Below are 13,896 nucleotides of genomic sequence, written 5' to 3'. Positions count from 1 at the left end.
CACGGCGACTTAATCGTGACCTAAACAATTCAATCCACCACCTCCTTGGCAATATACCGGGAGTTCATGATGCTAAGTGCGCCCATGTACCGGAGGTTGAAACTGAGCACGTCGCCCACTTTGTAATGCTGCTTGTTCTCGCCTAGTTCTACCACCAGCATATCGGAGCTGGCGCCTACCACACTCAGCTCTTTGTCTTTCGGGATCAGGTATTTTGGGTTGATATCGAGCAGGCCTACATCCAGAATGGCGCGGTGGGAGGTTTTGCCGTACAGGCTCTCGTCTATCTCAAAACTTTCACCACTGGGGTTCTCGGCCAGCATCCCAATCGGGATCATGGGCTTTTCGTTGAGCTCGATGATCTCAGCGCAAAACTCGAACACATCGTCGTGCATGCCCTCAAAGGTCTCACCGGTGAACAGGTTAAGCCCAAAATAAAGCGCCTCGCCAATACGGAAATGATTGACGCCCCGGGGCATCTGGTGGTTAAAAAGCAGCGGTATCGTGACCGAGGTGCCCCCCGAAACCCAGGGAATCTCGATGTTGAACTTTGCATCGATGATCTGTTTGTAAAGGCTGAGCTGGATCAGTTTGTCTTGCGTAGGCATCACGCCGTGCAGGCAGTTGAAGTTAGCCCCGAGCCCGATCACGGAAATGCCCGGCAACTTGAAGATCTGGGCATAGAAGTCTACCAGATCGTCGCCCATCACGCCTTCCCGCAGGTCACCCATCTCGATCATAATGATGATCTTGTGGGTTCTGTTTTGTCTGACGGCCTCCTCCGACAATAGCCGGATGATGTCGAGCTCCGTTTCGAAGCTTACATCGGCGTATTTGATGATGTCGGGTATACTCTGTTTTGGAGCGGGTTTGATGTAGACTGTTTGCACATCGGGGGCCATTTTCTTGATGGCAACCAGGTTCGATACGCGCGAATCGTGCACCTCTTTCACGCCCAGATCGAGCACCTCCTTCAAAAAGGTCTCTTCGCCGCAGAGCAGTTTGGTGACGACGCCCCAATCAATACCTTTTTCGCGGAGCACCCGGTCGATGTGGTTATAGTTGTGTCTGAGTTTAGAGCGGCACAGTTTTAATACGGCCATGCTTTATCGGATAAGTCTGTATTCTAAGTATTTATTGGTGAAGCCCATTTTTTCGTAGAGGTGGCGGGCCGGATTGTCGGGCTCCACGTGCAGCGCAATGCTGCCCTCACTTGTCTCAGTGGCCAGTTGCACCAGCTTTTTACCAACGCCTTTGCCACGCTGGTTGCCATGCACGGCCACGTATACGAGTATGTTCTCCGGTATATACCCGCTCATACCTGTATTGTTCAGGATCAACGCACCTACCACCTTGCCGTCTTCACGGGCCACGATCACCGAGCCGCCTTTTCCCGCTGCCTCCGACAACGCATAGTCCATGCACTTGGCAATGTCGGCGCGGGCGTCACCGTACTGGTCCAGGTGATGGAACAGGAAGTCGAGCACTTCGTCGCGGTTTAACTGCTGGTGATTGGTTGGGGTATAGATTTCGTAGTGGACGGAGTTGTGTTCTGCCATTTCTTATGCGTTTTGTTGGGGTATAGAATAGTTAACGTAATGTAGAGCACCAGGGCAGCTGTGAGGCCAAATAAATTAGGGTCGAGACCGTAAGGCAACCCGAAGCTAAGCCCAAGGAATGGGATTTGTACGAAGCCCTCGGCGTTCATGGTTACCTGCAGCAGAATAGTGGTGGTGCCACCGACAAGCATCGCACAGAAAGCAGCCACATTGCTGCGGCGCTTCCAGAACAACGCCCCGATGATCGGCACAAACAAGCCCGACACCATAAAAGCGTAGGAGTAAAGCATCAGGTTGAGCACGTTGGTCATGGTAGTTGCCAGCCAAAGCGCGAAGGCTCCGACAAGCAGGGTAGTCAACTGCGATAGGCGCAACATCCTTGGTGATTCAGGGTCGGACTTGGTGAAATGCCCGATGACGTCGGTGACGATATTGCCCGAGGAAGCCATCAGGCAGCTGTCGGCTGTGGAGAGAATGGCCGAAAAATAAGCCGAGAGCATCAGCCCCATCAAGCCAACAGGCAGCACCGAGCGCAGTAGCAGCGGAAGACCCGACTCCGGATCAATCTCCGTACCAATACCCAATGCCTCAAACATACCTTGTTCAGCGGCCACGCGGGCCAGTATACCTAAGCTCACCCCCATAAACGCCATGATCGGCCACTCAAACAGACCGGCCAGGTACCAGGCACGTTTAGCCGTTTTCTCGTCGCGGCAGGCGTAGATGCGCTGGTAGAGCGTCATGCCCACAAACCAGATCGGTATGATCGTAATGGCCCAGTTCACGATCTGTGGCCAGGTGATATTGGTCAGTGTCAGAAACTCAGCGGGCAGAGTGCTCCGAATGGCTTCCATGCTGCGACCGGATTGCTCAATCAGCCAGGCCATGTTGGTAAGCTGACTGAAGCTGATCTGCTCCACGCCGCCCCCCACAGCCAGAAAGGATACAGGTATACCGATGAAGATCAGACCGCCCATCAGGATGGCCCACTGCACGGTGTCGGTGTAGATCACCGCTTTCATGCCGCCCATCACAGTATAGACCACCGCGATGACACCCATGATGATAAGAGCCATGTTCAGGTCGAGGTTGGTGAAGGTGCCACTGGCCAGTTTAGCACCTGCCAGAATCTGAGAGCTGGTAAAGCCGGTGTAGCCGATGGCCGAAATGATACCAGCCAGCAGTGCCACACGGGCATTAAAATAGTGGCCGAAGATCTGGGGAAAGGTGAGAAACGTATCGAAAGCCGGATTGCGCTTGACTTTAGGTATAAGAAAAACAGCCGCCAGCCAGGCGCCCAGCAGGCCGGTGAACAGCATCCAGGCCCCGGAGAGTCCCATCACAAAGCCAAGACCGCCCAGACCTATCGAGAAGCCGCCGCCCACATCTGTTGCCACTACCGACAGACCGATATGCCCACTACCCATGTTTCGTCCTCCCACATAGTAGTCGTCTGCGCCCTGGTTCTTTTTCAGAAAGTAAAAACCAACGCCCAGCATGGCCAGCATGTAGAGCACGAAAATAGTGAGGTCAAAAAAATGCATGTATTGGAATAGTATAAGTTCGTGTTAATGTTATCAGTATCGCTATTTTTGAATATACTCAAAAATTTGCTTAAAAGCACGTTTTTTGATTAGAAAGTGGCTTTAGATGGTACAATGCATTAAAATGGGGTGTGGTTTTTATGCAATATCTGAAAATGTGGGATAAAGTGATTTGTCATTTAAAAACGGCAGGGGGAGTGTAGTTTTGTTAGGATAATAACATTTAGAATAACATCACAAATGCCTGGCTGAGCTTGGTAAAAGCCCATGAGAAAAGCGAAATCTGGATGTGAAAATTATTAGCACTCCAGGTTCGAAACATTAGATAATTACCTATATTGGATGGTTGCTATATAGAGCGAGAACACTTGGGGTATTCAGGTAAGTTTAGCTGGCAAAGGTGCAGCATGTGCTTTTAGCAACGGAGAGATTGCTTGAATTGGGAAACCTTCTCTAAAATAAAAGACAGTTGACAATTGAAACCCATACCATAAACGGTACCAGAATAGCCGAAGTGGTTTCTGCAAATAGGGTCATCCGTGGTGTAGATGATGGCTTGGACCTGTTAGGAAACATTTATTATCTGGACTTTGATCGGGTCATCCTCTATGAGCAGAACATCACGCCTGATTTCTTTGATCTGAAAAACGGCATGGCAGGCGAAATACTTCAAAAGTTCTCCAACTATCGTGTTAGGTTAGCTATCGTAGGCGACTTCTCAAAATACACCCGTCAGAGCGTTCAGGACTTTATCTATGAAAGCAACAAAGGCAGGCAGGTCAATTTTGTGAGCTCCGTTGCAGAAGCATTAAACAGACTCTCCCAATAATTTATACGGCCCAAATAAGCATCCTCCAATGAAAAAAACGAACGAACTTTCTCCGGCACAAGCCGAGGAACTTCTCCACACTTTAAAAACCCGCTTTGAGAAGAACATGCACCGCCACGCGGGTATAGCCTGGGCGAATGTATTGGCTAGGCTGGAGGCGAACCCAACCAAGCTCTGGTCACTGCACGAAATGGAGCGAACGGGAGGGGAGCCGGATGTGGTGGGGCGGGACCCTATGACAGACGACATCAGCTTCTTCGATTGCGCTGCCGAGAGTCCAAAGGGCCGCAGGAGTGTTTGTTACGACCGCGAAGGACTCGAGTCACGGAAAGAGCACCGACCTGAGAACAGTGCCGTCGATATGGCCACAGCCATGGGTATTGAGTTATTGACGGAAGAACAATACCGGGAACTGCAGCAATTGGGCGAGTTCGACCTCAAAACATCCAGCTGGATCCAGACACCGGCCGAGATCAGAAAACTGGGAGGTGCGCTGTTCTGCGACCGCCGCTACAACCAGGTGTTTATGTACCACAACGGTGCGCAATCTTACTATGCTGCGAGAGGTTTTAGGGGAATGCTACAGGTATAGCTTATACCTAAAAAGCAAGAAATCAATCTATAATGAAGAATGAACATTAGGGAAAAGAATGCTATTGCCTGCACTATACTTGGAATAGGAATTTGTGCGCTTACGAGCTGCGGATCGCCTGAACAAGCACAGGAGGATACAATCCGAAACCATGACGTGCAGGTGGTAGGTGCGATGCGCAACGTGATGTGGAATGGCGAACTGGCGGGCACCATCGACCTGGATACGCTTTCTGCTAAAAAGAACCTGATCGGATTGGGGCCTGTAGAGTACCTGGCCGGTGAACTCTTGATCGTGGATGGCAAGAGCTTCAAAGCTGTAGTGACCAGCGACTCGACCATGCGGGTGGAGGAGACCTTTGCAGCCAAAGCGCCCTTTTTCGTTTATGCGCGGGTATCCGAGTGGCAGGAGCGCGCTGTGCCGGACTCCATCCAGACTCTGCAACAATTGGAGCTATACCTGGATGGGGAGACCAAAAACAACAAAAGGCCCTTCCCCTTTAAGCTGAGCGGCGAAATAGAGCAGGCCACTATTCACATCGTGAACCTGCCGGCAGGCTCTACCGTCAGCAACCCCGACGAAGCACACCAAGGGCAAGTTGATTATGAGCTAGGACCTGAAGAGGTGGAGGTAGCAGGTTTCTTCTCCACGGAGCACAAAGCCGTCTTCACGCATCACGACACCTTCCTGCACCTGCACCTGATCACGAAAGACCGCTCCAAAATGGGCCATCTGGATAAGGTCGTATTTAAGCCCGGTAGCCTGACGCTATACCTGCCGAAAGAGTAGGGCACAGCCGTCATTTACAGAGCTTCCTAACAGCTGCTATACCTGAAACAATTTGCCAGGTATAGCAGCTATTCCTTTTTGCAAAAAAATCAAAAATGCGTGCAACCGTTTGAGGTTAAATTGTATCTTAACTATATATTGCAGTAAGAATATCATTGTGCTTATTTACCTCTTATACCTATTTATGAAAACTAACACCTTGCTACCCCGGTGTTTCAAGCACCCGCCTTCCCCGATCTGCTTACGTATGATATGGCCTACTTACTAGGTAGGACCGTTAAGTTCAAATGAATTCTCCCCTTGAGGACAAGTGAGTACGGGAGTTCAAAGCTTGCGAGCGTAGCTTTCAGAGGGGTGTTTACAATTGCAGTTGAATGATGAATTAGTCAACTATCGGCTTTCCAGCAACTAATTGACACCCCTATACTCTCTCAAGGGGATAGTTTTCGGTAGAACTTGCCCCTTTTTACTCGCTAGGCCCTTTTAACTTATCTTTTTAGCTTTCTATACCTTCCTTACGATGCGTTTTTTAGCCTTTGTTCTTACCCTTCTGCTGGTTCTGTCACAGCTTACACTTTCTGCCCAAGGTATACGAGGCAGCATCAAGAACCAGAAAGGCGAGGCACTGCCCTTTGCCTCGGTCTACATCACCAACCTCAACAACGGCTCGTCGAGCAACGCAAACGGCGAGTATGAGATCAAGTTGCCAGCAGGTAAGCACACGGTGGTGGTAAAATACATCGGATACGAAGCGCAGCTAGTGGAGGTAGAGATCACAGACAAGTGGGTGCAGCGCGATTTTAAACTGGGCGAGCAATCATTTGCTCTGAAAGAAGTGCAGGTGAAGGGAAAAGGGGAGGACCCGGCCTATACCATCATGCGCAAGGCCATCGCCAAAAAGAAATACCACCTGCTGCAGTACGACAGCTACCAGATGAAGGTATACGTGAAGGGTACCGGCGAGCTGACCAATGCGCCCTTCTTCCTCAAAAACAAACTCAAAGAGGAAGGCGTGAAGTTGAACGAAGCCTATACCGTGGAGTCGGTGAGTGAGATCAAATTTTCGCAACCGAACAAATTTGAGGAAAAGGTCATCTCCATCCGCACGTCCGGCGACAACAAAGGCTCGATTTCCCCGATGATGTTTGTCAGTGCGAGTTTCTACAACGACAAAGTGGCGGAGATGGTATCGCCGCTTTCGCGCTCGGCCTTCGCCTACTACAAGTTCCAGTACGAGGGTAGCTTTCAGGAAGGAAACATCGATGTGAACAAGATCAAGGTGACTCCACGCTCGCGCGGCGACAATGTGTTTGAGGGCTACATCTACATCATCGAAGGCTATTGGGCCATTCACAGCCTCGACCTCAAAACCAGCATGATGGGCTTCCCGATCCGGGTGAAACAGAACTATGCCGAAGTGGCCCCGACTGTCTGGATGCCGACAACACACCAGTTTCATTTCTCGGGCAAGGTGATGGGTTTTGGTGGCGAGTTCCGCTACCTGGCCTCCAGCTCTGATTTCAAGGTGGTGCTGAACAAAAAACTGGTGGCGCCAAAAGAGATCATCGACGAGAAGGTGGAAGAGGTGCCCGAGGCGATTGCCGCCATCAAGTCGAGCAACAAGAACCCCAACCTGAAGGCGCTGGCCAACCAGGACAAACTGACGCGCAAGCAGTTCCGGCAGCTGATCCTGGAGCAGGAAAAGGAGTCGCTGAAGGAAAGAAAAGACCCGGAAGTGATATCGGAGCGCAGCTACACCGTCGACAAACTGGCCACCAAGCGCGACTCGGCTTACTGGGAGTCTATACGCCCGGTTCCACTGAGCGATAAGGAAATCAGAGGCTATCAGCGCGACGATTCGCTGGCGCAAATTAAGTCGGCCGAGCTCACAGGCAAGGACTCGACCAAGGTGATCAAGAAGAAGAAATTCAAGCCCCAGGACCTGGCCACGGGCGGCAGCTACAGACTTTCGCCTAAAACGCGCATCAACATCGATCCAACCTTTGCCAATGTTTATTACAACACCGTGGAGGGTTGGAACGTGAACCTGAGCGGCAAGCTGCGCCATCAGTACGACAGTCTGCGCCGCACATTCGAAGTGGCGCCTACGTTCCGGTATGGCTTCGACAGCGAGGATTTCTATGCGAAGGCCCGGGTATCGCATACTGTCCGGAGCAAGGGCAAGTCGCATTTGCTATACCTGGAGGGCGGCCAGTTTGTGGAACAGTTCAACAGCGACAACCCGATCCACCCGCACATCAACACGCTCAGCACACTGCTCTTCCGCCGCAACTACATGAAGATCTATGAAAAGAACTTTGTAGAGACAGGCTTCGAGTACAAGCCCTCGGTGTGGCTGAAGGTGAACGGCAACCTGGAGTGGTCGCAGCGCAACCAACTCTACAACAACACCGACCGCAGTTTCTTTTACAACGACGAAGACAGGGCCTTTACCCCCAGCACACCGGACAATGTGGAGCTGGAGAGCACGGAGTTTCCGAAGCACGAGGCACTGGTGTTGCAGGCCAACCTGAGTTACCGCCCGGTGCAGCGCTACCGGATGTATAACGGCCGCAAAATTCCGATCATGGAGCGCTCGCCGGAACTGCTCTTAATGTACCGCAAAGGTATAGCAGGTGTGTTGGGCAGCGACGTGAACTTCGACCAGGTACAGCTCGGCATTAACCATGCGCTGGCTTTTGGGGTACGGGGCAAGCTGGAGTTTGAGCTGCGCGGGGGTACCTACCTCAACAGCAAGAGCATGCACTTTATGGACTACAACCACTTCGACGGCAACCGCACCATCCTGAGCAGCCTCAAGCCGGCCGGCTCGTTCCGCCTGCTCGACTATTACCAGTATAGCACAAACGGAGCTTACTTTTCGGCGCACACCCACTACCAGTTCCGCAAGTTCCTGCTCACCCAGATTCCGGAGGTGCGCTTCACAGGTATAAAGGAAAACGTTTTCTTCAACTACCTCAAAACCGAGCACTCACCGCATTACTACGAAGTAGGTTACTCGCTCGACAACGTGTTCCGCATCTTCCGCATTGAGACGGCCGCTTCGTTTAATGATAGGAAGTTTCAGGAAATGGGCTTCCGGATAGGTATAGCAACGCTGCTGAAGTTTAATCAGAATTAACAGGTTTAGCAGAGGCTTTTCTTTTTAAGTCCGATAACAGAAGGAAGGAAATAGCCTCTGCGAATCCATTTTGAGTACGGGTTAGTTTTGCATTTGAGCTGATACACTGCCGTTATCCGGCGAGTCAACAGCAGAGCGTTACCGGCCATAACAGCACTCAGACGGTGTTTTGATCACGCACACGTTGTATTTTCCAGGATTTTTAATTCAAAAGGTATAGCACTAAAACAATAAATTTAATCATCCATACCTATTTGCCTTAAAATCTACGTATACAGATAAGACTGATTACCTGAGTCTTATGTAGGTTTTCCCATGGCAAGGTTCTCTCCCTTTCTACTGCTTTGTCTTTGCTGCTGTCTGTTCTTATCCGAAGCAGTAGGGCAGGCATTTGCCAACGATACAGTCTTCTTCAGCACGAAACGAAAAAGCGTTACCATACCGTTTAAACTGGTTCATAACCTGATCATCATACCCATCCAGATCAACAACTCCAATGAGCTAAACTTTATCCTGGACTCGGGTGTGAAAAACACGCTCATCACGCGCCTGCATTATTCCGATTCGCTGAGTCTGAACGAGGCAGGACGGATCACCATACAAGGCTTGGGCACGGGGCACGAACTCGAGGCGATCTACTCTAAAGGTAATTTCATGCGCATGCCGGGCATCGAAGGGGTGAACCATGAGGTGTATGTGCTGCTGGAGGATGTCTTTAATCTGTCGACCCGCATGGGCATGCCCATCCACGGCATCATCGGGTACGATATCTTCCGGAATTTTATTGTGAAGATAAATTACAGCAGCAAGACCCTGACTCTCTACCGCCCTGACATCGAGCTGAAAGTTCCCAAAAAGGCCGAAGTATACCCGCTGCATATTGAGAATACGAAGGCTTATGTGGAGGCCGGTGTGAGGCAGCACAACGGGGATTCAATTAAAGTGAAATTAGTGATCGATACAGGGGCGAGCCACTCTATATCGCTCTACCTGCCCACCGACGAGCGCCTGCAACTGCCTCCTAAAGTGATGGAAGCTTACCTGGGGCGTGGACTAAGTGGAGACATCAATGGAAAGATCGGGCGTATCAACAGCTTTTCGCTCGGTAGGTATGAGTTGCAGAATCTGCCGGCGTCCTATCCAGATGAGGAATCCATTAAGGCGGCGCTTAACCTGGCGAATCGTAACGGTAACCTGGGGTCTGATATTCTGAAGCGATTCACGGTAATATTTGACTACCCGCACCAGCGCATGATGCTGATGCCCAACAGCAAATACAGAGAGCCGTTTTATTACAACATGACTGGTTTTGAGATCAGTACCCCGTTGCCAGGAGCTAATTTCTACGTCGTGTCACACGTAATCGACGACTCCCCGGCCAAGGCCAGCGGACTCCTGCCCGGCGACCAACTCATCAACATCAACGGACGCGACTGCAAACAATTGGCCCTGGACGAACTGCTGGAGCTTTTCGACAGTAAACCAGGCCGCAAAGTCAAGCTGAAGCTCAAGCGTGACTCTAAGCTGGTAAATGTTGAGATGGTGCTGCAGAGCAGGATCTGAGCTATACCTGCTGCATATCGGTGTATACCTGCACGCCCAGTAGTACCACCGCCATTATAATCAGGCCGATGCCAACATAAAATCTGACTTTAGGTATAGGGGCGGCCACCAGGTTGCCCGCCGCATCGGGTTTGCTAAAGCGCAGGTTAGACAGGATCAGGCCATTTCCAAAGCTGAGCCAGATGGCAGCCATCAGCGGATCGCGTGTCATAAAAAGCGAAGCCGTGCCGATGGCCGAAAACAGCAGCCCGATGAAGACGCTAAGAGATAAATTTTTCATTGCGCTGCAAGATACGCAAAGCCCTTAAAATTTTGGCCAGTTATTGCTGGTCCCAGGAGCGCTTTGAAAATACCCAAACAAATGAAGGCGGAATTAAACTAAATGTTGTAACATTTTGTAGTAAGGTGTAATTTTTATCATAATTTACAACCATTTGTTGTATATACCGATATTAATTGCAAATCTTTGCTTCCTGAAACAGGGATTGACCTGTTTCTTTAAATTTGAACCGACAAATTGAAATGAAAAAAAAGCCGACTTTATCATCTGCGATGGTAAATCACCTTTCTCTGGAAGGTGCGACTTTTTCTATCCTGTCTGCCAGGGTAGTTTTGAGGGCTATTAATGCCGTGGTCCGCTACAGGCCCTAGGCCGACGTGCTTCCTGACCACCTACGCAGTGGTCATCCTTCCAATTTTTTTTCTGATCAGTGTTTAAGCTCCCGATTGGGCTATGCTGTAAAGCATAACCGGTTCGCTGCTGCTTTTTACCATTTTTTAAGCTATAGCATCTGGCCCTGCACAGGCACGGCCCGGGTATATATTTTCCAAAATGAATCCATCTCCTTTTATCATCACGGTTGCCGATGTGCAACACACCAGCTACGCGCAGCAGATCTGCGATGAAATGGAATCGTCTGCCAAAGCCAGAGGTACAGGTATAGCCAAGCGTACGCCGGAGTACATTGCCCAGAAAATGCTGGAGGGCAAGGCCGTTATTGCGCTGGACATGAACGGCGTTTGGGCGGGTTTCTGCTACATCGAAACATGGAGCCACGGCAAGTATGTGGCCAACTCCGGCCTGATCGTGTCGCCGGAGCTGCGCAAAAGCGGACTGGCCAAACTGATCAAAAACAAGATATTCGAGCTCTCGCGCAGTAAGTACCCAGACGCCAAAATCTTTGGCCTGACCACAGGGCTGGCCGTGATGAAGATCAACTCTGACCTGGGCTACCGACCGGTAACCTATTCTGAGCTGACCGACGATGATGCTTTCTGGAATGGCTGCAAAAGCTGCATCAACTACGAGATTCTGATGATGAAGAACCGTAGCAACTGTCTGTGCACCGCCATGCTTTACGATCCGGCGCGCGAGCAAAAACCGATCGCCAGGGAGCAACTGCAAATCCTGACGCCGCTCGACGAGCCTGCTGTACCGGTAGGCTACGGCACCTTTGCGCAGGGAAACACCAACTCAAATATTAACCCGACCAACATCTAAGAATAGCATGAAGAAGAAAGTTGTTTTAGCCTTCAGCGGCGGTCTTGACACCTCTTACTGTGTAAAATACCTGAAAGCAGAAAAAGACCTGGAAGTGCACTCCGTTTTAGTGAACACCGGCGGCTTTACTGAGGAGGAACTGCTGCAGACCGAGCAGCGCGCCTACGATCTGGGCGTAGCCAAGCACACCAACCTGGACGAAATGGAGTACTACTACCAGAGCTGCATCAAGTACCTGATTTTCGGGAACGTGCTTAAGAACAACACTTATCCGCTTTCGGTTAGTGCCGAACGCGTGACGCAGGCCATGGCCATAGCCCGCCACGCCAAAGCGCTTGGAGCCGATTATGTGGCCCACGGCAGTACCGGCGCCGGCAACGACCAGGTGCGCTTCGACATGATCTTTCATGTGATGATCCCAAATATTGAGATCATTACCCCGATCCGTGATATGAAACTTTCGCGTGAAGAGGAGATCGAGTACCTGAAAAAGCACGGCGTGGAGTATGACTTCGTGAAAGCGCAATACTCGATTAACAAAGGCATTTGGGGCACCTCCGTTGGCGGCAAGGAAACACTGACTTCAAACCTGCCACTACCGGAATCGGCCTACCCGACGCAGCTCACCAAAGAGCAGCCGGAGCGCGTGACCCTGCATTTTGAAAAAGGCGAGCTGACAGGTATAAACGACACCTTTTATGACAGCCCGGTACAGGCTATTCAGGCGCTGCAAGGTATAGCGGGACCTTTTGCCATCGGCCGCGACATCCACGTGGGCGACACGATCATCGGCATCAAAGGCCGTGTGGGTTTTGAGGCAGCTGCCCCGATGGTGATCATCAAGGCGCACCATACGCTGGAGAAGCACGTGCTCACCAAGTGGCAGCTGTACTGGAAAGACCAACTGGCCACCTGGTATGGCAACTGGCTACACGAAGGGCAGTTCATCGACCCGACCATGCGTAACATCGAGACCTTCCTGCAGGAAACCCAGGAGAACGTAACAGGCAAGGTACACGTGCTGCTTGCGCCTTACCGTTTCCAGGTAGAAGGCATTGAATCGGAGCATGACCTGATGTCGTCGAAGTTCGGTAGCTACGGAGAGATGAACAATGCCTGGTCGGGTGAGGACGTAAAAGGCTTCTCGAAGATTTTCGGCAACCAGGCCATGATGTACCACAAGATCAACAACACGGAGCTATAATGGCAATGAAGATAAAAGCAGGTATAGTAGGTGGTGCGGGGTATGCCGGTGGCGAATTGCTCCGCCTATTGCTGCTGCACCCTAACGTGGAACTTGCTTTCGTACAGAGCCGCAGCCAGGCCGGCAAGCCGGTGCATACCGCTCACCCCGATTTGCTGGGCGAAACGGATATCAGCTTTTCTGCCGATGCCGCTATACCTGTGGAGGTGCTGTTTCTATGTGCCGGACATGGCGAGGCGGCCAGGTTCCTGGCAGAAAATGAAGTGCCTGCTGAAACAAAGATCATCGATCTGAGCCAGGACTTCCGTTGGAATGAAAAAACGATATGCGATGTGGTGGAAGCCGGTGAGCGAAGCTTTGTGTACGGATTGCCGGAACTACAGCGCGAGCAGATACGGCAGGCAAAGCACATCGCCAATCCGGGTTGCTTTGCCACAGGTATACAGCTAGCCTTATTGCCGCTCGCCAAGCAGAATATGCTGCAAAGCGATGTGCACGTGAGCGGTATCACAGGCTCGACGGGTGCAGGCCAGAGTTTGAGCGCCACATCGCATTTCAGCTGGCGCACCGAAAACATCTCGACTTACAAAGTAATGGAGCACCAGCACCTTCGCGAGATCAATAGAAGCCTGCTATACCTGCAGCCCGAAGACCAGTCCAATATCCATTTTATACCTTACCGAGGCCCTTTTGCCAGAGGCATCTTCATTACTGCCTACCTGCAAACAGCTATCTCGCTGGAAGAGGCGCAAGCCCTGTATGGAAACTACTACGCAGGGCATCCGTTCACGATTGTGACTGACCAGAACCCGGACCTAAAGCAGGTGGTGAACACCAACAAGTGCGTGCTGCACCTGCAGAAGCATGGTAACATGCTCGTCATCACCAGCCTGATCGATAACTTGCTAAAAGGTGCCGCCGGCCAAGCCGTGCAGAACATGAACCTGGTTTTCGGTCTGGAAGAGACAACCGGCTTAAAGCTGAAAGCGACTTCTTTTTAACAGGGATCAATTAACAGTAAGCATTAAACATTTACTGTTAACTGATCATGCTTAACCATTAGTCTTTTGCTGTTTACTGTTAATTGCTAATTAATAACTGAAATCATGCTACAGTACCCAAGAACACTGTTCTACATCTATTTTCTAACCTCTTACATCTAATTCCCTAGCC

Annotated in this window: 12 protein-coding genes; 8 read left to right on the top strand and 4 right to left on the bottom strand. The window is 50.9% G+C overall.

All coding sequences use genetic code 11. From position 1 onward, the window contains the following. Positions 1-29: 29 nt before the first annotated feature. The 3 genes from BD749_RS02690 to BD749_RS02680 are packed head-to-tail and all read right to left on the bottom strand — an operon-like array spanning position 30 to position 3,103. A complete protein-coding gene (locus BD749_RS02690; protein ID WP_101442826.1) occupies positions 30-1,103 on the bottom strand; it encodes an alanine racemase in 1,074 nt (357 codons plus the stop codon). A 3-nt stretch (positions 1,104-1,106) separates the two neighbouring features. Beyond that, on the bottom strand, positions 1,107-1,559 hold the full coding sequence (locus BD749_RS02685) for a GNAT family N-acetyltransferase (protein WP_101442825.1): 453 nt from the start codon (positions 1,557-1,559) through the stop codon (positions 1,107-1,109). Continuing rightward, entirely contained in the window at positions 1,499-3,103 is a 1,605-nt protein-coding gene (locus tag BD749_RS02680) for a sodium:solute symporter family protein (RefSeq protein ID WP_101442824.1), read from the bottom strand. Before BD749_RS02680 ends, BD749_RS02685 begins: the two co-directional genes overlap by 61 nt. A 469-nt stretch (positions 3,104-3,572) precedes the next feature. Here BD749_RS02680 and BD749_RS02675 point away from each other — a divergent pair, with 469 nt between their 5' ends. The 5 genes from BD749_RS02675 to BD749_RS02655 all read left to right on the top strand — a co-directional run bounded on the left by BD749_RS02675 (position 3,573) and on the right by BD749_RS02655 (position 10,018). Further along, on the top strand, positions 3,573-3,932 hold the full coding sequence (locus BD749_RS02675; protein WP_101442823.1) for a DUF4180 domain-containing protein: 360 nt from the start codon (positions 3,573-3,575) through the stop codon (positions 3,930-3,932). Positions 3,933-3,960: 28 nt separating this feature from the next. Continuing rightward, entirely contained in the window at positions 3,961-4,524 is a 564-nt protein-coding gene (locus BD749_RS02670) for a DUF4256 domain-containing protein (protein WP_101442822.1), read from the top strand. 39 nt (positions 4,525-4,563) lie between these two features. Further along, positions 4,564-5,313 (top strand): acetolactate decarboxylase, encoded by a 750-nt coding sequence (locus tag BD749_RS02665; RefSeq protein ID WP_218972539.1) that lies wholly within the window; start codon positions 4,564-4,566, stop codon positions 5,311-5,313. 520 nt (positions 5,314-5,833) lie between these two features. After that, positions 5,834-8,455: a DUF5686 and carboxypeptidase regulatory-like domain-containing protein gene (locus BD749_RS02660; protein ID WP_101442821.1), complete on the top strand. Its 2,622-nt coding sequence runs from the start codon at positions 5,834-5,836 to the stop codon at positions 8,453-8,455. A gap of 315 nt (positions 8,456-8,770) precedes the next feature. Next, positions 8,771-10,018 carry an aspartyl protease family protein gene (locus tag BD749_RS02655; RefSeq protein ID WP_101442820.1) on the top strand — a complete coding sequence of 416 codons (1,248 nt, stop codon included), beginning with the start codon at positions 8,771-8,773 and terminating at the stop codon, positions 10,016-10,018. Position 10,019: 1 nt separating this feature from the next. Here BD749_RS02655 and BD749_RS02650 read toward each other — a convergent pair whose 3' ends face one another. Then, positions 10,020-10,298, bottom strand: a complete 279-nt coding sequence (locus tag BD749_RS02650; protein ID WP_101442819.1) for a hypothetical protein — start codon at positions 10,296-10,298, stop codon at positions 10,020-10,022. A 552-nt stretch (positions 10,299-10,850) separates the two neighbouring features. On the opposite strand from BD749_RS02650, the gene BD749_RS02645 reads away from it, so the two are divergent. The 3 genes from BD749_RS02645 to argC are packed head-to-tail and all read left to right on the top strand — an operon-like array spanning position 10,851 to position 13,724. Next, positions 10,851-11,519 (top strand): N-acetyltransferase, encoded by a 669-nt coding sequence (locus BD749_RS02645; protein ID WP_101442818.1) that lies wholly within the window; start codon positions 10,851-10,853, stop codon positions 11,517-11,519. 7 nt (positions 11,520-11,526) lie between these two features. After that, positions 11,527-12,723 (top strand): argininosuccinate synthase, encoded by a 1,197-nt coding sequence (locus BD749_RS02640; protein ID WP_101442817.1) that lies wholly within the window; start codon positions 11,527-11,529, stop codon positions 12,721-12,723. Beyond that, the gene (argC, locus tag BD749_RS02635) at positions 12,723-13,724 is read left to right on the top strand and encodes an N-acetyl-gamma-glutamyl-phosphate reductase (protein WP_101442816.1); all 1,002 of its coding nucleotides are present in this window, start codon (positions 12,723-12,725) and stop codon (positions 13,722-13,724) included. Before BD749_RS02640 ends, argC begins: the two co-directional genes overlap by 1 nt. Positions 13,725-13,896 lie beyond the last annotated feature (172 nt).

It is taken from the genome of Pontibacter ramchanderi (assembly GCF_002846395.1).
In the GTDB taxonomy this organism is placed as follows: Bacteria; Bacteroidota; Bacteroidia; order Cytophagales; family Hymenobacteraceae; genus Pontibacter; species Pontibacter ramchanderi.
This window is presented reverse-complemented; position numbering and strand designations above follow the sequence as displayed.